General features: G+C 69.7%; 20 protein-coding genes, 4 tRNA genes and 1 pseudogene. 10 read left to right on the top strand and 15 right to left on the bottom strand.

The window, feature by feature from the left end; genetic code table 11:
• The 12 genes from JR064_RS18345 to JR064_RS18400 all read right to left on the bottom strand — a co-directional run.
• On the bottom strand, positions 1 to 284 hold a 284-nt coding region (locus tag JR064_RS18345), incomplete at its 3' end, for a GTP-binding protein (protein WP_241093161.1).
• A gap of 45 nt (positions 285 to 329) precedes the next feature.
• Positions 330 to 405 (bottom strand) — tRNA-Thr (locus JR064_RS18350).
• 30 nt (positions 406 to 435) lie between these two features.
• A tRNA-Gly gene (locus JR064_RS18355) sits at positions 436 to 509 on the bottom strand.
• Positions 510 to 541: 32 nt separating this feature from the next.
• A tRNA-Tyr gene (locus JR064_RS18360) sits at positions 542 to 627 on the bottom strand.
• A 168-nt stretch (positions 628 to 795) separates the two neighbouring features.
• The gene (gene ychF / locus JR064_RS18365) at positions 796 to 1,887 is read right to left on the bottom strand and encodes a redox-regulated ATPase YchF (protein WP_206230670.1); all 1,092 of its coding nucleotides are present in this window, start codon (positions 1,885 to 1,887) and stop codon (positions 796 to 798) included.
• 74 nt (positions 1,888 to 1,961) lie between these two features.
• On the bottom strand, positions 1,962 to 2,546 hold the full coding sequence (gene pth / locus JR064_RS18370; protein WP_179568111.1) for an aminoacyl-tRNA hydrolase: 585 nt from the start codon (positions 2,544 to 2,546) through the stop codon (positions 1,962 to 1,964).
• Between the two features lie 54 nt (positions 2,547 to 2,600).
• On the bottom strand, positions 2,601 to 3,248 hold the full coding sequence (locus JR064_RS18375; protein ID WP_179568113.1) for a 50S ribosomal protein L25/general stress protein Ctc: 648 nt from the start codon (positions 3,246 to 3,248) through the stop codon (positions 2,601 to 2,603).
• Positions 3,249 to 3,416: 168 nt separating this feature from the next.
• Positions 3,417 to 4,376 carry a ribose-phosphate diphosphokinase gene (locus JR064_RS18380; RefSeq protein WP_179568115.1) on the bottom strand — a complete coding sequence of 320 codons (960 nt, stop codon included), beginning with the start codon at positions 4,374 to 4,376 and terminating at the stop codon, positions 3,417 to 3,419.
• 148 nt (positions 4,377 to 4,524) lie between these two features.
• Positions 4,525 to 4,601: transfer RNA gene (locus tag JR064_RS18385), tRNA-Gln, on the bottom strand.
• Between the two features lie 14 nt (positions 4,602 to 4,615).
• On the bottom strand, positions 4,616 to 5,479 hold the full coding sequence (gene ispE, locus JR064_RS18390; protein WP_206230671.1) for a 4-(cytidine 5'-diphospho)-2-C-methyl-D-erythritol kinase: 864 nt from the start codon (positions 5,477 to 5,479) through the stop codon (positions 4,616 to 4,618).
• On the bottom strand, positions 5,476 to 6,129 hold the full coding sequence (gene lolB, locus JR064_RS18395) for a lipoprotein insertase outer membrane protein LolB (protein ID WP_206230672.1): 654 nt from the start codon (positions 6,127 to 6,129) through the stop codon (positions 5,476 to 5,478). The genes ispE and lolB overlap by 4 nt, the downstream gene beginning before the upstream one ends.
• On the bottom strand, positions 6,126 to 7,823 hold the full coding sequence (locus JR064_RS18400) for a tetratricopeptide repeat protein (RefSeq protein WP_179568121.1): 1,698 nt from the start codon (positions 7,821 to 7,823) through the stop codon (positions 6,126 to 6,128). Before JR064_RS18400 ends, lolB begins: the two co-directional genes overlap by 4 nt.
• Positions 7,824 to 7,889: 66 nt before the next feature.
• Here JR064_RS18400 and hemA point away from each other — a divergent pair, with 66 nt between their 5' ends.
• From hemA to ppk2, 7 genes and pseudogenes are all read left to right on the top strand, one after another.
• Positions 7,890 to 9,173, top strand: coding sequence for a glutamyl-tRNA reductase (gene hemA / locus JR064_RS18405; protein ID WP_179568123.1), 1,284 nt, complete (start codon positions 7,890 to 7,892; stop codon positions 9,171 to 9,173).
• On the top strand, positions 9,151 to 10,236 hold the full coding sequence (gene prfA / locus JR064_RS18410; RefSeq protein WP_053836197.1) for a peptide chain release factor 1: 1,086 nt from the start codon (positions 9,151 to 9,153) through the stop codon (positions 10,234 to 10,236). The genes hemA and prfA overlap by 23 nt, the downstream gene beginning before the upstream one ends.
• 43 nt (positions 10,237 to 10,279) lie before the next feature.
• A pseudogene (locus tag JR064_RS18415) lies at positions 10,280 to 11,995 on the top strand (O-linked N-acetylglucosamine transferase, SPINDLY family protein); the annotation flags it as partial.
• Between the two features lie 255 nt (positions 11,996 to 12,250).
• Positions 12,251 to 12,877: a hypothetical protein gene (locus JR064_RS18420; protein ID WP_241093162.1), complete on the top strand. Its 627-nt coding sequence runs from the start codon at positions 12,251 to 12,253 to the stop codon at positions 12,875 to 12,877.
• A 98-nt stretch (positions 12,878 to 12,975) separates the two neighbouring features.
• Positions 12,976 to 13,494, top strand: a complete 519-nt coding sequence (gene moaB / locus JR064_RS18425) for a molybdenum cofactor biosynthesis protein B (RefSeq protein ID WP_206230674.1) — start codon at positions 12,976 to 12,978, stop codon at positions 13,492 to 13,494.
• Positions 13,495 to 13,507: 13 nt separating this feature from the next.
• The gene (locus tag JR064_RS18430) at positions 13,508 to 13,846 is read left to right on the top strand and encodes a helix-turn-helix domain-containing protein (protein ID WP_206230675.1); all 339 of its coding nucleotides are present in this window, start codon (positions 13,508 to 13,510) and stop codon (positions 13,844 to 13,846) included.
• Positions 13,843 to 14,619, top strand: a complete 777-nt coding sequence (gene ppk2 / locus JR064_RS18435; RefSeq protein ID WP_206230676.1) for a polyphosphate kinase 2 — start codon at positions 13,843 to 13,845, stop codon at positions 14,617 to 14,619. The genes JR064_RS18430 and ppk2 overlap by 4 nt, the downstream gene beginning before the upstream one ends.
• Positions 14,620 to 14,876: 257 nt before the next feature.
• On the opposite strand, the gene JR064_RS18440 is transcribed toward ppk2, so the two are convergent.
• From JR064_RS18440 to JR064_RS18450, 3 genes are read right to left on the bottom strand one after another with little or no spacing between them, the layout of a single operon-like run.
• A complete protein-coding gene (locus tag JR064_RS18440) occupies positions 14,877 to 15,143 on the bottom strand; it encodes an acylphosphatase (RefSeq protein ID WP_206230677.1) in 267 nt (88 codons plus the stop codon).
• Positions 15,143 to 15,778, bottom strand: coding sequence for a TlpA family protein disulfide reductase (locus JR064_RS18445; protein WP_338123742.1), 636 nt, complete (start codon positions 15,776 to 15,778; stop codon positions 15,143 to 15,145). Before JR064_RS18445 ends, JR064_RS18440 begins: the two co-directional genes overlap by 1 nt.
• Complete coding sequence (locus JR064_RS18450; protein ID WP_206230678.1) at positions 15,775 to 17,049, bottom strand: YihY family inner membrane protein; 1,275 nt, start codon at positions 17,047 to 17,049, stop codon at positions 15,775 to 15,777. Before JR064_RS18450 ends, JR064_RS18445 begins: the two co-directional genes overlap by 4 nt.
• A gap of 80 nt (positions 17,050 to 17,129) precedes the next feature.
• On the opposite strand from JR064_RS18450, the gene wrbA reads away from it, so the two are divergent.
• The 3 genes from wrbA (at position 17,130) to JR064_RS18465 (ending at position 18,656) form a co-directional block, all read left to right on the top strand.
• A complete protein-coding gene (gene wrbA / locus JR064_RS18455; RefSeq protein WP_003472251.1) occupies positions 17,130 to 17,726 on the top strand; it encodes an NAD(P)H:quinone oxidoreductase in 597 nt (198 codons plus the stop codon).
• On the top strand, positions 17,723 to 18,091 hold the full coding sequence (locus tag JR064_RS18460) for a DUF2069 domain-containing protein (protein WP_206230679.1): 369 nt from the start codon (positions 17,723 to 17,725) through the stop codon (positions 18,089 to 18,091). The genes wrbA and JR064_RS18460 overlap by 4 nt, the downstream gene beginning before the upstream one ends.
• A gap of 79 nt (positions 18,092 to 18,170) precedes the next feature.
• On the top strand, positions 18,171 to 18,656 hold the full coding sequence (locus tag JR064_RS18465; protein WP_179568138.1) for an asparaginase domain-containing protein: 486 nt from the start codon (positions 18,171 to 18,173) through the stop codon (positions 18,654 to 18,656).
• Positions 18,657 to 18,661 lie beyond the last annotated feature (5 nt).

An 18,661-nucleotide genomic window follows, 5' to 3' on the forward strand; every position in this document is an offset into this window, starting at 1 on the left:
CCGGTGATCATGTTCTTGACGTAGTCCGCGTGACCCGGGCAATCGACGTGCGCGTAGTGACGGTTCGGGGATTCGTACTCCACGTGCGCGGTCGAGATCGTGATGCCGCGCGCCTTCTCTTCCGGCGCCGCGTCGATCGCGTCGTACGCCTTGAACTCGCCGCCGAAGCGCTCTGCGCCGATCTTGGTCAGCGCCGCGGTCAGCGTGGTCTTGCCGTGGTCGACGTGACCGATGGTGCCGACGTTGACGTGCGGCTTGGTGCGCTCGAACTTACCCTTGGCCATGGCTGCTTCTTCTCGGTGATCGTAGAAAGATTTGGAGACTGAATATGGTGCTCACGAAAGGAATCGAACCTTCGACCTCCTCCTTACCAAGGAGGTGCTCTACCGACTGAGCTACGTGAGCGTAGTTCTATTGTGACACAAGCGCGTTCAATGGAGCGGGAGACGGGAATCGAACCCGCACCATCAGCTTGGAAGGCTGAGGTTCTACCGTTGAACTACTCCCGCTACGGGATGCCGCACTGCCACAACAAAAAAACTGGTGGAGGGAGGTGGATTCGAACCACCGAAGGCGTAAGCCAGCAGATTTACAGTCTGCCCCCGTTGGCCGCTTGGGTATCCCTCCAGCTACCCGTCCCGACCAGGCCGCAAGGCCGAAATCAGTCCGGGGTGAAACAGCCCGCTATTCTTCCCTGACATCCCCGCCTTGTCAACAGTATTTTGACGCGATGTCGCAGGAAACGCGCACCGCGCGCGCCGCGCCCGTGGCACGGCGCGAACGCGCGCATGCGGGTTAGACGTTGAAGCGGAAATGCAGCACGTCGCCTTCCTGCACGCGGTATTCCTTGCCCTCCAGGCGCAGCCGCCCGGCCTCGCGCGCACCGGCTTCGCCCTTGTACTTGATGAAGTCGTCGTAGGCGATGGTTTCGGCGCGGATGAAGCCCTTCTCGAAATCGGTGTGGATCACCGCGGCGGCCTGCGGCGCGGTCGATCCGGCCTTCACCGTCCACGCGCGCACTTCCTTGACGCCGGCGGTGAAATAGGTCTGCAGCCCGAGCAGCGAATACGCCGCGCGGATCACCCGGTTCAAGCCCGGCTCGGCCAGGCCCAGGTCGGCCAGGAAGGTGTCGCGGTCGGCGTCGTCCAGCTGCGACAGCTCTTCCTCGATCGCCGCCGACACCGGCACCACTTCGGCGCCCTCGGTGGCGGCGCGCGCGCGCACCGCATCCAGGTGCGGGTTGTTCTCGAAGCCGTCCTCGAGCACGTTGGCGATGTACATCACCGGCTTGAGCGTGAGCAGGAACAGGTCGCGCACCAGCGCCTTCTCCTCCTCGTCCAGGCCCGCGCCGCGCCCGGCCTTGCCGTCGGCCAGCGCGGCCTGCAGCTTGGCCAGGACCGGCTTGCGCGCGGCCGCGTCCTTGTCGCCGCCCTTGGCGCTGCGCTCGGCGCGGTTCAACGCCTTCTCGACGCTGTCCAGATCGGCCAGGGCCAGCTCGGTATCGATGGTCTCGATGTCCGAGATCGGATCGACCTTGTTGTTGACGTGGATGACGTCGGCGTTCTCGAAGCAACGCACCACGTGGGTGATCGCATCGACCTCGCGGATGTGCGCCAGGAACTTGTTGCCCAGACCCTCGCCGCTGGCCGCGCCGGCGACCAGGCCGGCGATGTCGACGAACTCGACCGCGGTCGGCACGACCTTCTGCGGATTGATGATCTTGGACAGCTCGCCCAGCCGCGGATCCGGCACCGGCACCACGCCGACGTTGGGCTCGATGGTGCAGAACGGGAAGTTGGCCGCAGCGATGCCCGCCTTGGTCAGCGCATTGAACAGAGTCGACTTGCCGACGTTGGGCAGGCCGACGATGCCGCATTTGATGCCCATGGTTCACTTCCGGGATTTGGGATTCGGGATTGGAGATTCGCCATGCCGCACGGCCGCGAATCCCCAATCCCCAATCACGAATCCCTGCTCGTATGCAACCGCTTCATCGCCTCGTTGAAATCGCCCTGCACCGCCAGCGGCAGCACCGCGATGGCGTCGTCGATGGCGCGGTCGATCAGGATCTGGTCGTCCTTGCTCGCACGCCCCAGCACCCAGGGGACGACCTTGTCCTTGTGGCCGGGATGGCCGATGCCGATGCGTAGCCGATGGAAGCCGGCATGCCCGAGCAGGCGGATGGTGTCGCGCAAGCCGTTCTGCCCGCCATGGCCGCCGTCGAACTTGAGCCGCGCCGTGCCCGGCGCCAGATCCAGTTCGTCGTGCGCCAGCAGCGCCTGCGCCGGTTCGATCTTCCAGTAGCGCAACGCGGCGGTCACCGACTTGCCGCTGAGATTCATGAAGGTGGCCGGCTTCAGCAGCCACAGCGCCTGCCCGGCCACATCGACCTTGGCGGTTTCGCCGAACAGCTTGGCGTCCACGCTCCAGCGCGCGCCGGCCCGCTCGGCCAGATGTTCGACAAAACGAAACCCGGCGTTGTGCCGGGTGTTCGCGTGTTCGGCTCCGGGATTGCCCAGACCGACGATCAGACGCAGACCAGTCATGCCGCAGCATCGCCGCAGCGCCCGGACCCGATGGCCCGGGCGCTGCGCAGGCGATTACTTGCCGTCCTTCTTCGCCGGCTCGGCCGCGGCCGGAGCCTCGGTCGCTTCCGGCTCGGCCTCGATCTGGCCGTGCTTGGCGATGACCACCGCCACGTCGTGCTCCTTGCCCAGCTTCAGCTCGGGCAGCTCGACGCCGGCCGGCAGCTTCAGGTCGGACAGGTGGATCACGTCGCCGACGGACAGCGCGGACAGGTCGACTTCGACGAACTCCGGCAGGTCCTTCGGCAGGCACACGACCTGGATCTCGTTCAGCTCGTGGGTGACGACCACTTCGGCCGACTTGCCGGCCGGCGAGGTGTCCTCGTTGAGGAAGTGCAGCGGCACCGAAGCGTGCAGCGCCTCGTTGTCGTTCACGCGCTGGAAGTCGATGTGCATGATCAGCTGCTTGAACGGGTGGCGCTGCATATCGCGCAGCAGCACCTTCTGGATGTCGCCGTTCAGGCTCAGGCTCAGGATCGACGAATAGAACCAGTCGTTCTGGCTGGCCAGCCAGACTTCGTTGTGGTTGAGCTCGATGTTGACCGGCTTCAGTTCGCCACCGTAGACGATGGCGGGGATCAGGCCGTCGCGACGGAGGCGGCGGCTCGCACCCTTACCCTCGACCTCGCGGCGCTGAACCTTGATTTCATGTGTGGTTGCCATTTGCGTTTACTACCTTGGTTGAATGAACCGCCTCGCGGCGGTTTTGAGGACTCTTCCGCGACCAGAAGAGTCTGTGAAGCCGGGAGTGGGGAATCGGGAATGGGGAATCGGACAAAGCGCGACACTGCGCCGTTGCGATTCCCTATTCCCGATTCCCCATTCCCAGCCTTAATCCACGTACAACGAACTCACCGACTCGCCGAAGGCGATGCGGCGGATGGTTTCGGCCAGCAGCTCGGCGACGCTGAGCTGGCGGATCTTGCTGCAGCCGCGCGCGGCGTCGGACAACGGAATCGTGTCGGTGACGACCAGTTCGTCGAGCTGCGAATTGCTGATATTGCTGACCGCCGGGCCCGACAGCACCGGATGGGTGCAGTACGCGGCCACCTTCAGCGCGCCCTGCGCCTTCAGCGCGGCCGCCGCGGCGCACAGGGTGCCGGCGGTGTCGACGATGTCGTCGACCAGCACGCAGGTCTTGCCTTCGACGTCGCCGATGATGTTCATCACCGTGGACACGTTGGCGCGCGGGCGGCGCTTGTCGATGATCGCCAGGTCGGCGTCGTCCAGGCGCTTGGCCACGGCGCGGGCGCGGACCACGCCGCCCACGTCAGGCGACACCACGATCAGGTTGTCGGTGCCGTAGGCGCGCCAGATGTCGGCCAGCAGCAGCGGCGAGGCGTAGACGTTGTCGACCGGGATGTCGAAGAAGCCCTGGATCTGGTCGGCGTGCAGGTCCACTGTCAGCACGCGGTCGGCATTGACCGCGGTGAACATCTTCGCCGCGACCTTGGCGGTGATCGGCACGCGCGAGGAACGCATGCGCCGGTCCTGCCGCGAGTAGCCGAAGTACGGCACCACCGCGGTGACGCTGGCGGCGCTGGCGCGCTTGAGCGCGTCGATCAGCACCAGCAGCTCCATCAGGTTTTCCGCGCTGGGCGCGCAGGTCGGCTGGATCACGAACACTTCCTGCCGGCGCACGTTCTCCTCGATCTCCACCTGCACTTCGCCATCGGAGAAGCGCGACACCATCGCCTTGCCGGGACGCACGCCCAGCTCCTTGCAGATGCTCTTGGCAAGCGGCTTGTTGGCATTGCCGGAGAACACCAGCAGGTTACGTTGATCTTGCATGAGGAGTGTCTCGGGCGGCGGCGGCGAAAGAACTGCGAAACGAAGAAACAGCATGAAACTTGGGAAAACCCAGGCGAAGAAGGCTTCTACCTGTTGAACCCCCGCACATGGATGTGCGGGCTCTTGCAGAGGGATCTGCAGACACAATTGGCAGGGGCGGTAGGATTCGAACCTACGAATGCCAGGATCAAAACCTGGTGCCTTGGGCCTCTTGGCGACGCCCCTGCATGAAACTGTTGCTATGCCTCCAGCGCATCGAGCAGCGGCGATCGGGTCACGCCGCCGGCCACCCAGGCGCGCAACCCGTCCGGCAAGGCCGCCAGCGCGCGCACGGCGGCAGCGCGATCGGCGAACTCGACGAAACACCCGCTCCCCGACCCGGTAAGGCGCGGCGTGCCGATCTGCGCAAGCGCCTGGAACACGGCCTGGATGGCCGGTTCGCGGCGGAGCAGCACCGGCTCGAACGCATTGCCGAGCAGGAAACCTGAAACGAAGTCGGCCATTTTCGCGGGCGCGGCATCCCGCGTCAAATCCGGGGCCTGGAACAGCGCCGCGGTGGGCACGTGAACCGCCGGATCGGCCAGCACGTACCAGGCCGGCGGCAGGCGCAACGGGGTCAGCCGTTCGCCCACCCCTTCGGCCCAGGCATCGCGGCCGCGCACGAATACCGGCACGTCCGCGCCCAGCGTCAGACCCAGGCCGGCCAGCGCATCCTCGTCCATTCCGGCGCCCCACAGCGCATTTAGCGCGACCAGCGCGGTCGCCGCGTCGGACGAGCCGCCACCGAAACCACCACCTGCAGGAATGCGCTTTTCGACGCGGATGTCGACACCTTGAGCGATCTTGGCGTTCGTTTGCAGCAGTCGCGCGGCCCGCACCAACAGGTCGTCGGCCTCGGCGACGCCTGCCACGGAGTCGCCGATCCGCGCCACCACGCCGTCGGCGCGCACGCGCAGATGCACGGTGTCGCCCCAATCCAGCAGGCGGAAGACGGTCTGCAGTTCGTGATAGCCGTCGGCGCGGCGGCCGGTGATCTGCAGAAACAGGTTCAGCTTCGCCGGGGCCGGCCACGCCGACCAGCCGCCCTCTTCCACGGCGCTCATGGCGCGGCGAAGTCCCACTGGTCCAGCAACAGGCGCACCTTGGCGTCGCCGTTGCGCGCCTCGATGCGCCGTGGCAGGGCCGGACGGCCGTCGCTGGGCGGATACCACTCCTGGAACTGGATCTCCCAGCCCATCTGCCGCAGGGTCTGCGGGCGCCCCTCGGCGTCGTAGCTCACCTGCTCGGGTGCGCCCACGTCCGCCGCGACCTGTCCGCGCACCCAATCCGGCAGCAGATTGACCGGAATCTCCCAACCGGTGGCCTCGAGCAGCAGCTGCTGCGCGTCATCGCCGGCGCGCGGACCGCCCTCCAGCCCTTCCAGACGGCCTCCCCCGCGCTGACTGTCGCCGGTCAGGCGCCAGCTCTGCCGGGTCACCGGCGCGCTGAGCTCGATCCGGTACTGGCGCTGCTGCTGCGCCCAGTCGATGCGACCACTGCCGCCATTGCGGCCCTTGGTGATCGCCACCCGACCCTGGAACGACCACTGCGGATGCGCCTGCAGCCAAGCGCCGCGGGCCGCTTCGGCCTGGCGCGCGGCGTCGCCTAGCGGCGCGCTCGCGGCCGGCGGCGCCTGCCGCGGCGCCAGCGAACTGCAGCCGGCCAGTGTCAGCAGCGCCGTCAGCGCCCATGCCGCGCGCAACGCCGACCTCACGGCGCGACCTTTTCCATCGCCCGCTGCAGCGCGCGATTCTTCGGATCGAGCTTGCGCGCCTCGTCGAAGTATTTCGTGGCTTCGTCGCGCTTGCCTTGTTCCCACAGCACCTGGCCGATGTGCGCGGCGATCTCCGGATCCTTGAACAGGGTCCAGGCGCGGCGTAGTTGCACCAGCGCTTCCTGGGTCTTGCCCAACCGGTACAGCACCCAGCCGTAGCTGTCGATGATCGCGGCATTGTCCGGATCGGCGGTACGCGCGCGATCGATCAACTGCAGCGCCTCGCGGTAGCGATGGGTGCGGTCGGCCAGGGTGTAGCCGAGCGCATTGAGCGCGGCCACGTTCTCCGGCTCGGTGACCAGGATCTTGCGCAGGTCGGCTTCGGCACGGTCGATGCGGTCGCGCCGCTCCCAGGCCAGGCCGCGCGCGTACAGCAGCGCGTTGTCGTCCGGATAGGCGGCCAGGCCGCGCTCGAACACCTGCAGTTCGCCGGCGTCGTCGCCGCTGCGCTGGCGCAATTCCGCCTCCAGCACGTAGGCGTCGCGGCGCGCGGCATCGTCGGCCTCGGCATCGTCCTGCAGCGCGCGCGCCTCGGCGAAGGCCGCATCCTTCTGCCCGAGTTCGTACAGCGCCCCGGCGGTGCGCAGCCGCGCTTCGTTGCGCAACGGGCCGGCCGGCACGCCGCGGTACCAGGTCACCGCTTCCTGATAGCGCTTCAGGAACTCGGCGATCTTGCCGAGCAGCAGGCGCCGCTCCGGATCCGGCTGCGCGGTCTCCTTGCTCAGCTCCGCGTACAGCGCGCTCAGCGCCGCGTTGTCCTGCAGCTTGGCCAGCATCGAAGCGCGCAGGCCGTAGTTCTGGGTGTCCTGCGGACCGAGCGCCAGCACCCGCGCTGCCGCGGCGGTGTCGCCGATCGCGTCGTAGGCGTAGGCCAGCGCGCCGCGCAGTTCAGGATCGCGCGGCGCCTTGGGCTCCACGCCCTGCAGCAGCGCGCGCGCCTGCTCGGTCTTGCCGGCCTGTTGCAGCTGGGTGGCGTGCAGCAGGGCCACCCGCGGCTCCTCCGGGAAACGCTTGACCAGCTGATCGACGATGCGCTCGGCCAGCTTCGGCTGTTCCAGGCGCAGCGCCAGGCGCCCGAACTCCTGCCAGGCCTCGAGCTGGTCGGGGATGGCATTGGCGTCGAGCAGCTGGTCCAGCACCTTGGCCGCGACTTCCGGATCGCGGTTGCCGCTGACCAGCGCCACCAGCGCGTAGCGCCAGCCGCGCGCGTCCTTGTCGCGCAGCAGCGCCACCAGCAGGCCGCGCGCCTGGCGCAGATTGCCGTTGCGCAGCGCCAGCGCCGCCTCGGCGCCGCGCATCGGCAGCGACTCCGGCGCGCGCTGACGCCACAGCGCAAGGGCCTGCGCCGCGGCCGCATTGTCGTTGGCGAGCATCGCGATACGGGTCGCACGCTCGGCCAGACCGGCATCGCCGGGCGCCTCGTTCGCCGCCTGCAGGTACCAGTGCGAGGCATCGGCCAGCTGCCCGGCCTGCAGCGCGAATTCGCCGGCCAGCACCGGCGTCAACGAAGACGCCGCGGCGCTCGGCGGCACCTTGGCGGCGGCCGTCGGCGCGGCGGCGGGGGCGCCGATGGCCGGCAAAGCGGCGAGCGCCGACAGCAATAGAACGATACGGATGCGAATCAATGCGGGCATCGGGGGCAACCGGGCCGTAAAATGGGGCCCTGAATGGCCAGCAGCTTATCGCAAGCAACTGAACAGATGACGTTGTGGGTGCTCGGATTGAACCACCAGACCGCGCCGGTCGACCTGCGCGAACGGGTGGCGTTCGCCGGCGATGCGCTGCCGCGCGCGCTGCAGTCGCTGCGCGCATTGCCCAACGTCGCCGAGGCCGCCCTGCTGTCCACCTGCAACCGCACCGAGCTGTACGCGATCGCCGACGACGCGCAGAGCCTGGCCGACTGGCTGGATTCGCACGCGGCCGGCCTGCACGGCTATCTGTACCAGCACCAGGATGCCGACGCGGTGCGGCATCTGTTCCGCGTCGCCACCGGACTGGACTCGATGGTGCTGGGCGAGCCGCAGATCCTCGGCCAGGTGAAAGACGCCTGGGCGCTGGCGCGCGAGCACGGGGCGATGGGCAACCGCCTGGACCGGCTGTTCCAGCAAACCTTCTCGGTGGCCAAGCGCGCGCGCACCGACACCCGGGTCGGCGCCAATCCGGTCTCGGTGGCCTCCACCGCGGTGCGCCTGGCACAGAACTCCTTCGCCCGGCTCAGCGAATCGACGGTGCTGCTGGTCGGCGCCGGCGAGACCATCGAACTGGCCGCCAAGCACCTCAGCGAAGGCCGCGTGCGGCGCCTGCTGATCGCCAACCGCACCCTCGCCCACGCCCAGGAGCTGGCCAGCCGGCATGGCGGCGTGGCGCTGCCGCTGAGCGAGCTGGAACGGCATCTGCAGGAAGCCGACGTGGTGTTCTCGGCCACCGCCGCGCGCGAGCCGGTGGTGACCCGGGCGCAGGTCGAGCAGGCGCTGCGCGCGCGCAAGCACAAGCCGATGCTGCTGTTCGATCTGGCCGTGCCGCGCGACATCGAGGCCGGCGTGGCCGAGCTGGCCGATGCCTATCTGTATACCGTGGACGACCTGGAACGCGCGGTCGAGGACAATCGCCGCGGCCGCCGCGAAGCGGCCGAGGCCGCCGAGGCGATCATCGACCTGCAGGTGCTGCGCTACATCGAGACGCTGCAGGCCAGCACCCGCCAGGCGCCGCTCAAGCGCCTGCGCGCGCACGGCGACAGCACCCGCGACGACGTGCTGGCCAAGGCGCGGCAGCAGCTGGCCAACGGCAAGCCGGCCGACGAGGTGCTGGAATTCCTCGCCAATACCCTGACCAACCGCCTGCTGCATCCGCCCACCGCGGCGCTGCGCGAGGCGGCGCTGAGCGGCGATGCCGACCTGGCCCGCGCCGCCGAGCGCCTGTTCCCGGAAAAACCGGGCTATTTCCATCCCATTCTGAAGACCGATGACACCGACCCTGCGCCGTAAGCTGGAGGCGCTGGCCGAGCGTCGCGAAGAACTCGAACGCCTGCTGTCCGATCCCGAGGTGGTGAGCGACAACGCGCGCTTCCGCGACTACTCGCGCGAATTCGCGCAGCTGGAGCCGGTCGCCGCCGCACTGGCCGACGAGGCCGCGGCCAAGGCCGACCTGGCCGCGGCCGAGGCGATGCGCGGCGATCCAGAACTGCGCGAGCTGGCCGAAGAGGAGATCGCCGCCGCCCACGCGCGCCTGCTCGCACTGGACGAACAACTGGCGCTGCTGCTGGTGCCACGCGATCCGCGCGACGACGGCAACCTGTTCCTGGAAGTGCGCGCCGGCACCGGCGGCGACGAGGCGGCGATCTTCGCCGGCGACCTGTTCCGCATGTACGCGCGTTACGCCGAGCGCCAGGGCTGGAAGGTGGAAGTCGAATCGGACAGCCCCGGCGAGCACGGCGGCTACAAGGAGATCGTGGCGCGCATCGTCGGCCGCGGCGCCTACTCCAAGCTCAAGTTCGAATCCGGCACGCACCGCGTGCAGCGGGTGCCGGCGACCGAATCGCAGGGCCGCATCCACACCTCGGCGGCGACGGTGGCGATCATCCCCGAAGCCGACGACGTGGAAGAGATCGCGATCAACCCGGCCGACCTGAAGGTGGATACGTTCCGTTCGTCCGGCGCCGGCGGCCAGCACGTCAACAAGACCGAGTCGGCGATCCGCATCACCCACGTGCCGAGCGGGGTGGTGGTCGAATGCCAGACCGAGCGCAGCCAGCACGCCAACCGCGACAAGGCGATGAAGCGGCTGAAGGCGCAGTTGCTCGACGCCGAGCGCAGCAAGCAGGCCGCGGCCGAGGCGCAGGACCGCAAGCTGCAGGTCGGCAGTGGCGACCGCAGCCAGCGCATCCGCACCTACAGCTTCCCGCAGGGCCGCATCACCGACCACCGGGTCGAAGGCCTGACCCTGTACGACCTGCCGAACGTGATCGAAGGCGACCTCGACGCGCTGATCGAGCGGCTGAGCCACGAGCACCAGGTCGACGAACTGGCGCGGCTGAGCGACAGCCCGTGAGCGTGCGCATGCGCCGCGCCGCTGCGCACGCGCCGGCCACCGCGCGCGCGTGAGCGGCAGCGCGCTGGACGCACTGCGCCAGCTGCAGGACGCGGTGCGCCGCGACCCGCAGGACTTCATCGCCTGGGTGATGCTGGCCGACGCCGAACTCGGCGCCGGGGCGATCGCCGCCGGCGAACAGGCCGCCCTGCGCGCGTTGCAGCTGCGCCCGACGCATCCGGAAGCCCTGGCACGGCTGGGCCGCGTCCGCTGGACCCAGGGCCGCCATGCCGAAGCCGCCGCCGCGTTGCGCCAGGCGCTGCAGCACGCGCCGCAACACCCGGGCATCGCCCTGTGGCTGGGCCATGCGCTGGAGGACAACGGCGAAGCCGAAGCCGCCGCGCAGGCCTATGCGCACGCGCATGCGCTGCTGCCGCAGGAGCCGTCGATCGCCGCGCACCTGCTGAACTGGCGGCGCAAACTGTGCGACTGGCGCGCGCTGGATGCGCTGTCGCAGCAGGTCCGCGGCGCGGTGCGCCAGGGCCATCCGGCGATCGAACCGTTCGCGTTCCTCAACGAGGACGCCACCGCCGCCGAGCAGCTGCACTGCGCGCGCAACCGTGCGCTCGCCTTGGCGCAGACGCTGGCGCCCTTGCCGGCGGCGACGCTGCGCCGCGCCGGCCCCTTGCAGGTCGGCTTCCTGTCCAACGGCTTCGGCGCGCATCCCACCGGGCTGCTGACCGTGGCCCTGTTCGAACGGCTGCGCACGCATGCCGACCTGCGCGTGCAGCTGTTCGCATTGAACCGCGACGACGGCAGCGCGATCCGCACGCGCCTGCGCGCCGCGGCGCACGCCTGGCACGACGTCGCCGGACAGCCGCACCGGGCGATCGCGCAAGGCATTCGCGCTGCCGGCATCGACCTCCTGTTCGACCTGCGCGGCTGGGGCGGCGGCGGTGCGCCGGAAGTGCTGGCGCTGCGTCCGGCACCGCTGCAGATCAACTGGCTGGCCTACCCGGGCACGTCCGGCGCGCCGTGGATCGACTACGTCATCGGCGATGCGTTCGCGCTGCCCGGTGCGCTGGCCGCGCACTACAGCGAGCGCGTGCTGCGCCTGCCGCGCGCGTTCCAGCCCTCGGACGACAGCCGCCACGTCGGCGCGCCACCGTCGCGCCGCGACTGCGGGCTGCCCGAGCACGGCACGGTGTTCTGCTGCTTCAACAACAGCTACAAGCTGACCCCGCGCAGCATGGCGCGCATGCTCGCCGTGCTGCGCCAGGTGCCGGACAGCGTGCTGTGGCTGCTGTCCGGGCCCGGCCAGGCCGATGCGCGGCTGCGCGATGCCGCGCACCGTGCCGAAGTGGATCCGGCGCGGCTGCGCTTCATGCCCAAGCTGGCGCATGCCGACTACCTGGCCCGCTACCGGCATGCCGACCTGTTCCTGGACACGCATCCGTACAACGCGCACACCACCGCCTCCGACGCGCTGTGGGCCGGCTGCCCGCTGCTGACCTGCCCCGGCGCGACTTTCGCCGCACGCGTGGCCGGCAGTCTCAACCATCACCTGGGCATGGACGCGATGAACGTCGCCGACGACGATGCCTTCGTCGCCAAGGCGGTGCAGCTGGGCCGCGATCCGGCGGCGCTGCGCGCACTGCGCGACACGCTGCAGCAGCGCCGCGCCAGCGCCGGCCTGTTCGACATGCAAGGCTTCGCTGCGGACTTCGCCGACGTGTTGCGCGATACCGCGCGCCGGCACGGCTGGAGCGGGCCGCAGTAGCTCGCCAATTGCCCGGCCGCGGCGGCACCGACACCTGGCGCGCGGGAACGGATGCGTTCGCAGCCAGACCGAACCTCCCGACAGGTTGCCGGCATCGGCGCTCGCGCTTCTTCAACGCAGCGCGAGCGGCAGCCGACCGCGGCTGACGGCACGCACATCGCCGCACGCTGCCGAAGCGCCCCCATGCACGAACGCGCTTGACCTGAAGCGCGGTTGAGGTTCGACACTGCGTGCCTTCCGTTCGCGCACGCCCCGATGCCGTCACGCCTGTCGCCCGACCTCACCTCCCCGCACGCACGCAGCGTACTGGTCGCCCACGCCTCGGCACCGGTCTGCGCGACGCTGCTCGCACGCTTGCACGCCAACCCCGGCGGCGGCCTGCATGCCCTGGCCTGGCTGGAATCGCTGAGCGCCGCGCCAGATCTGCTGTACGCACAATGCTGCGGCGACGACACCACGCAGCTCGGCCGCAGCCTGCACCCGCGCGCGCCGGCGCCGCGACTGACGCTGCACCGTTACCGGCGCATCCGCAGCGGGGTGTCCGATCCGCAGCGCGCGCCCGGCTGCGTCGTGGTGACCAGACTGGCGACCCGCGATGCCGCGCAGGCGCAGCTCCACGCCAGCGCGGCGTTCGCTGCGCTGCAAAACGGCGCGCACGCGCTGCGCGGCTTGATCGCCTCGCACCTGCACCTGTCCGACGACGGCCTCAGCCTGCTCGACTACGCCGAATGGAGCAGCGCCGACGCGCAGCGTCGCGCCTTGCAGCGCGAACCCGAGCGCCTGCCCCTGGCGTCCCATCCCGCGGCCAGCGTGAGCCGTTACCGGCCGCGCGCGCTGACCCTGCCCGGCACCCCGACGCAGCCCGCGCACGCATGCGCCTGAACCGGCGTCGCCCCGGTTCTGCGACGGCGCCTGTACGGACGCCGCCGATGCGCGTCGGCAGGCTATACGCCGACCGGGCGAGCCGCTAGGCTTCGGGCATGAGCGCCAAAGCCGATTTCATCGCGTTGAACCTGTGCGTACTGACCGTCTCGGACACGCGCAGCCTGGCCGAAGACAGTTCCGGCGACTACCTGGTGTCGGTGCTCGGCGAGGCCGGCCACCGCCTGTACGCGCGCGAGCTGCTGCCCGACGACCGCTACCGGATGCGCGCGGTGGTCTCGGCGTGGATCGCCGACCCGCGGGTCGACGGCATTCTGGTCACCGGCGGCACCGGCTTCACCGGCCGCGACTCCACCCCCGAGGCGCTGCTGCCGCTGCTGGACAAGCAGATGCCCGGCTTCGGCGAACTGTTCCGCGCGATCAGCTTCGAGGAGATCGGCACCTCCTCGCTGCAGTCGCGCGCCTTCGCCGGCCTGGCCAACGCCACCTTCGTGTTCTGCCTGCCCGGCTCGACCTCGGCCTGCCGCACCGCCTGGGAAAGGATCGTCGCCGCGCAGCTCGACGCGCGCACCCGGCCGTGCAACCTGGCCACGCTGCGCCCACGCCTGAAGGAATGACCTGGAACCGCGCATGCCCCTGGACACCACCCTGCGCCTGCTGGCCAAAGCCAGCGGCATGACCGCCGCGGACATCGCTGCCGCCATCCCGCGCGCCGGCGCCGCCACGGTCAAGGCCTGGCTGGCCGGCGAGAAGATGCCCGGCCGCGACCAGCTCAATGCGTTGGCGCGCGCCTTCGGCGTTCCCGCGGGCGCGCTGCTCGGCGAACTGGCCAGCCAGCTCGACCCGGCCCGCACCCGTGGCGAACACGACCTATTGCAGGCCTATCGCACGCTCGACAGCCGCCAGCAGGGCGCGCTGCTGGAAGTGGCGCGCAGCATGGCCGGAACCCGCACGAGACGCAGCAAATGAGCAAGCTCAAGCGCAAGCAGTACCAGGCATTGATGCAACCGCTGCAACTGGAGCTGACGGCGCTGGCGCAAGCGCTGCAGCACAGCGGCGAGCGCATGCTGGTGCTGTTCGAAGGCCGCGACACCGCCGGCAAGGGCGGCGCGATCCAGGCCATCGCCGAACATCTGAATCCGCGCCAATGCCGGGTGGTGGCGCTGCCCAAGCCGACCGACCGCGAAAGCACGCAGTGGTATTTCCAGCGCTACGCCACGCATCTGCCGGCCGCTGGCGAAATGGTGCTGATGGACCGCAGTTGGTACAACCGCGCCGGGGTGGAGCGGGTCATGGGCTATTGCAGCGACGCGCAATACCAGGCCTTCCTGCGCCAGGCGCCGCTGTTCGAGCAATTGCTGGTCGACGACGGCATCCGCCTGTTCAAGTACTGGTTGTGCGTGGACCAGGACCAGCAGGAGAAGCGCTTCGCCGAACGCCTGCACGATCCGCTGAAGGGCTGGAAGCTGTCGCCGGTGGACCTGCAGTCGCGCGCCCAGTACGCCGACTACACCCGTGCCCGCGAGGCGATGCTGGACGCCACCCACCGCGAACAGGCGCCGTGGACGCTGGTCGACTTCAACGACCAGAAGCGCGGCCGCCTGACCCTGATCCGGCATCTGCTCGACCAGTTGCCCGACACCCCGCTGCAGGAGCCTGAACTGGAACTGCCGCCGCTGAAGCACAAACCGCGCAAGGAAAAATTCGGCGTGTTGCAGCCGATCGCGTCGTATCCGGTTTGAGGCCGGGATTGGGGATTGGGGACTCGGGACTCGGGATTGGGGACTCGATGATGCGGTCCGCGCCCGACGGTGCAATGGCTTCCTGTAGGAGCGGCTTCAGCCGCGACAGGACGCGTCCGCAACGACGCGACCGGATTCAGACGCCTTCTGCAGCGACCGGCGGTGGTGTGGGAGGGACTTCAGTCCCGACGCGCTACCGGTAAGGCCTCGTCGGGACTGAAGCCCCTCCCCCGCGAGCCGCCAAGATTTCCGCGATGTCACCCGATCGCGAAGCCCGCCGCCACCGGCTCCGGCCACGGCTCGCGCAGCACCTGCTCGACCCGCGCTGCCGGCGGGCCGTGCCGCAGCCATTCGGCCAGCGCCTCCAGCGCCGCGGCCTCGCCTGCTGCGATGACCTCCACGCTTCCGTCGGCCAGGTTCCGCGCGTGCCCATCCAGCCCCAGCGCCAGCGCGCGTTCGCGGGTGGAGGCGCGGAAATACACGCCCTGCACCCGGCCGGCGACCAGGAAGCGGGCGGCCCCCATCAACCGGCCGCCTTCGCCTGGCCGGCGACCTTGCCGCCGGCTGCGGCGATCGCCGCCTCGATGTCGTGCGCATTGACCGGACCCAGGAACTGCTTGGCGACCTTGCCGTCGGGCGCGATCAGGTAGGTCATCGGCAGTCCGCGCGGGGTCGCGAAATCGGCCGGCGGCGCATAGGTGTCGAGGATCGCCACCGGGTAGGCCACCGGGTGTTCCTTCAGGAACGCCTGCATCTCCGCCGGCTCGATGTCCTCGTAGGCCAGGCCCACCACTTCGATGTTGTCGCGCATCACGTGCAACGCCGACAGCTCCGGCATTTCCTTCAGGCACGGCGCGCACCAGGTGGCCCAGAAATTCACCACCACCCACTGTCCACGATGCGCGGCCAGGTCGTACTCGCTGCCGTCCACCGCCTTCACCTTCAGCGTCGGCTGCGGCCGGGTTTCCTGCACCACGTTCGCTCCTTCGCCAGCGGCGGGCGCAGTCGGCGCAGTTGGCGCGGCAGGTGCCGCCGGGGCGGCGGGAGCCGCAGGCGCCGGCGCGCCCGGCGCGGCGCCGTCGGCGGGCGAAGGATGCCGATCGCAGCCTGCCAGCAGCGCGGCAGCGGCGAACAACGGGAACAGGATGCGCGGGGTCATGCGAGGTCTCCGATATGGGTGTAAAGGTCGCCGACGCGCCGTTTCAGCACGTCGCGCAGCGGCATGCGCAATTCGTCCAGCGCGCGCCATGCCGCCTGCCCCAGCGCGTCGTCGCGGCACGGCAGGTAGGCTTCGGCGATCGGGATGCGCAGCTGGCAGTTTTCGTAGAGTTCGGTCAGCGGCACGTCGGCCAGGTCGCGCGCCAGCAGCCATTCGCCGTGCTCGGCACGGCTGAGCAGGCGGCTGCGCTCCAGTTCGCACAGCAGTTCCTGCACCAGCGAATCGGTCAGCATCGGCTCCAGTTGCAGGATCTGATCCTCGTGCAGGCCGTGGCCGTCCTTGCGCGCCTGCGCGAAGCGCCCGAGCAGGCGCAGCAAGCCGTAGATCTCGTAGCCGGCCGGCAGCCGCATCGACGCCGGCTGGTAGCGGAAGGCGGCGATCGAGGATGCCAGCGAGGCGCCGAGCAGGATCCCGATCCAGCTCAGGTAGGTCCACAGCAGGAAGATCGGCACGAATGCGACCGTGCCATAGATGCGCTGGTAGGACTGGAAGCTGCCCAGGTACAGGCTCAGCCCCCACTTCACCAGTTCCAGCAGGGCCACCGCCAGCAGCGCGCCGGGCACCGCGTGGCGCAGCTTGACCGTGTGGTGCGGCACCACCCGGTACACCAGGGTGATGCAGACGAATTCGATCAGCACCGGGGCCAGGCCCAGCGCCATCTGCGCCAGCAGCCGGCCCTCGCTGGTGCGGAACAGCGGCAGCGCGAAGAACCGCGCCGACGCCGCCAGCGACGCCGCGGCCAGCAGCGCCCCCAGGGTCAGCACCGTCCAGTACACCAGGAAGCGGGTCAGCCGCGGCCGCGCCGAGACCACCCGCCAGATCCGGTTGAAGGTCTGCTCGACGCTGTTCAAGGTGATCAGCAGCGACACCATCAGCGCGATGGTGCCGGCGCTGGTCAGCTGCCCGGCGCTGGCCGAGAACTGGCGCAGATAGGCCTCCACCGAGCGCGCCGCGGCCGGCACGAAGTTGGAGAAGATGTAGTCGCTGAGCTGGTCGCTCCAGCGGTCGAACACCGGGAACGCCGAGAGCACGCCGAACACCACCATCGCCAGCGGCACCAGCGCGAAGATCGTGGTGTAGGCCAGCGAGGCGGCGGCCTGGAACAGGCGGTCGTCGAGGAAGCGCCGCCACAGGAACCCGGCGAAGCTGCGCATCCGCGCGCGGTCGCGCACCCGCTCCGTCCAGAGATTGACCGTGTCCAAAGGCTGCATCGGGCAAGGGTACCCGATGCGCACGGATGCCGGCATCGCCGATACTGGCGGCCGTTCTGGTGCAAGCAAGCGAGGGCCGCATGGCCGAGATCCTGGTCCTGTACTACAGCCGTGGCGGTTCGGTGGCGCGCCTGGCGCGGCAGATCGCGCGCGGCGTCGGCGAAGTGCCCGGCATGGCCGCGCGCCTGCGCACGGTGCCGCCGGTGGCCGCGGTCACCCAGGCCAGCGCGCCGCCGGTGCCCGACAGCGGCGCGCCGTACGTGGACGCCAGCGACCTGCGCGACTGCGTCGGTCTCGCGCTGGGCAGCCCGACCCGCTTCGGCAACATGGCCGCGCCGGTCAAGCATTTCATCGACGGGCTCGGCGCCGAATGGGCCAGCGCCACCCTCGCCGGCAAGCCGGCGGCAGTGTTCACCTCCACTGCCTCGCTGCATGGCGGCCAGGAAGCCACGCTGCTGTCGATGCACCTGCCGCTGCTGCACCACGGCTGCGTGATCGTCGGCATTCCCTACACCGAGCCGTTGCTCAGCAGCACGCGCAGCGGCGGCACCCCGTACGGCGCCAGCCACGTCGCCGGCGCCGACGACGATCCGCAACCCAGCGAGGAAGAAGCGCAGCTGGCGCGCGCGCTGGGCCGGCGCCTGGCCGGCATCGCGCAACGCCTGGCGGCGCCATGAGCACCACCCGCCTGCGTCATGCGTTGGCCGCCACGCTGCTGGTGCTGGCGCTGTTGTACGCGGCCTGGTTCCACGACGACCGCCACCGTCTCGCCGCGCTGCTGGTGTTCGCGCTGCCGCCGCTGCTGCTGGCGATCGGCGTGCTGCGCGGCTCGGCGGTGGCGCGCTTCTGGGCCGGCGTGTTTGGGCTGTTCTGGTTCAGCCACGGGGTGATGGCCGCCTGGAGCCATCCGCCGCAGCGCGCCTACGCCTGGGCCGAACTGCTGCTGGCGCTGCTGGCGATCGGCCTGTCCAGCGCGCCGGGACTGCGCGCGCGTTTCGCCCGCAAGCGCGACGCCAGGCCGCCCGGCCGCGACACGCCCTGAGCGGCCGCCGCCGGCCTGCCGGTATCATGGCGGCCTTGCGCGACCGCGGCCGCGCCCCGTCATGCTCTAGGAACCGGCAATGGAAGAACTCCTGATCGTCACCACCGGCGGCACGATCGACAAGATCTATTTCGACGACAAGTCCGACTACCAGATCGGCGATCCGCAGATCGGCCAGATCCTCAAGGAACTGGGCGTGACCTTCCGCTTCACCGTGATCCCGATCATCCGCAAGGACTCGCTGCACATCACCGACGAGGACCGCGAGCTGATCCGCGCCACCGTCGCCGCGCAGTCCGCGCGCCACGTGCTGCTCACCCACGGCACCGACTCGATGGTGCAGACCGGCAAGGTGCTGCAGACGATCCCGGACAAGACCATCGTGATGACCGGCGCGCTGAACCCGGCGCGGTTCCGCGGCTCCGATGCCGAATTCAACATCGGTTGCGCGGTCGGCGCGGTGCAGTCGCTGCCGGCCGGGGTCTACATCGCCATGAACGGGCAGATCTGGGATCCGCAGAAGGTGCGCAAGAACGTGGCCGCGAATCGCTTCGAGCCCGTCTGAGCCGC

The organism is Xanthomonas bonasiae (assembly GCF_017163705.1).
GTDB lineage: Bacteria > Pseudomonadota > Gammaproteobacteria > Xanthomonadales > Xanthomonadaceae > Xanthomonas_A > Xanthomonas_A bonasiae.

Excerpts from the sequence above, each read along its gene's own strand:
- wrbA (WP_003472251.1), top strand. The coding sequence starts at position 17,130 with ATGGCCGAGATCCTGGTCCTGTACTACAGCCGTGGCGGTTCGGTGGCG.
- JR064_RS18400 (WP_179568121.1), bottom strand. The coding sequence starts at position 7,823 with ATGCCCGCATTGATTCGCATCCGTATCGTTCTATTGCTGTCGGCGCTC.
- prfA (WP_053836197.1), top strand. The coding sequence starts at position 9,151 with ATGACACCGACCCTGCGCCGTAAGCTGGAGGCGCTGGCCGAGCGTCGC.
- JR064_RS18430 (WP_206230675.1), top strand. The coding sequence starts at position 13,508 with ATGCCCCTGGACACCACCCTGCGCCTGCTGGCCAAAGCCAGCGGCATG.
- JR064_RS18420 (WP_241093162.1), top strand. The coding sequence starts at position 12,251 with ATGCCGTCACGCCTGTCGCCCGACCTCACCTCCCCGCACGCACGCAGC.
- hemA (WP_179568123.1), top strand. The coding sequence starts at position 7,890 with ATGACGTTGTGGGTGCTCGGATTGAACCACCAGACCGCGCCGGTCGAC.
- ispE (WP_206230671.1), bottom strand. The coding sequence starts at position 5,479 with ATGAGCGCCGTGGAAGAGGGCGGCTGGTCGGCGTGGCCGGCCCCGGCG.
- ppk2 (WP_206230676.1), top strand. The coding sequence starts at position 13,843 with ATGAGCAAGCTCAAGCGCAAGCAGTACCAGGCATTGATGCAACCGCTG.
- JR064_RS18380 (WP_179568115.1), bottom strand. The coding sequence starts at position 4,376 with ATGCAAGATCAACGTAACCTGCTGGTGTTCTCCGGCAATGCCAACAAG.
- JR064_RS18440 (WP_206230677.1), bottom strand. The coding sequence starts at position 15,143 with ATGGGGGCCGCCCGCTTCCTGGTCGCCGGCCGGGTGCAGGGCGTGTAT.
- JR064_RS18460 (WP_206230679.1), top strand. The coding sequence starts at position 17,723 with ATGAGCACCACCCGCCTGCGTCATGCGTTGGCCGCCACGCTGCTGGTG.
- JR064_RS18445 (WP_338123742.1), bottom strand. The coding sequence starts at position 15,778 with ATGACCCCGCGCATCCTGTTCCCGTTGTTCGCCGCTGCCGCGCTGCTG.
- JR064_RS18375 (WP_179568113.1), bottom strand. The coding sequence starts at position 3,248 with ATGGCAACCACACATGAAATCAAGGTTCAGCGCCGCGAGGTCGAGGGT.
- pth (WP_179568111.1), bottom strand. The coding sequence starts at position 2,546 with ATGACTGGTCTGCGTCTGATCGTCGGTCTGGGCAATCCCGGAGCCGAA.
- JR064_RS18450 (WP_206230678.1), bottom strand. The coding sequence starts at position 17,049 with ATGCAGCCTTTGGACACGGTCAATCTCTGGACGGAGCGGGTGCGCGAC.
- ychF (WP_206230670.1), bottom strand. The coding sequence starts at position 1,887 with ATGGGCATCAAATGCGGCATCGTCGGCCTGCCCAACGTCGGCAAGTCG.
- moaB (WP_206230674.1), top strand. The coding sequence starts at position 12,976 with ATGAGCGCCAAAGCCGATTTCATCGCGTTGAACCTGTGCGTACTGACC.
- JR064_RS18465 (WP_179568138.1), top strand. The coding sequence starts at position 18,171 with ATGGAAGAACTCCTGATCGTCACCACCGGCGGCACGATCGACAAGATC.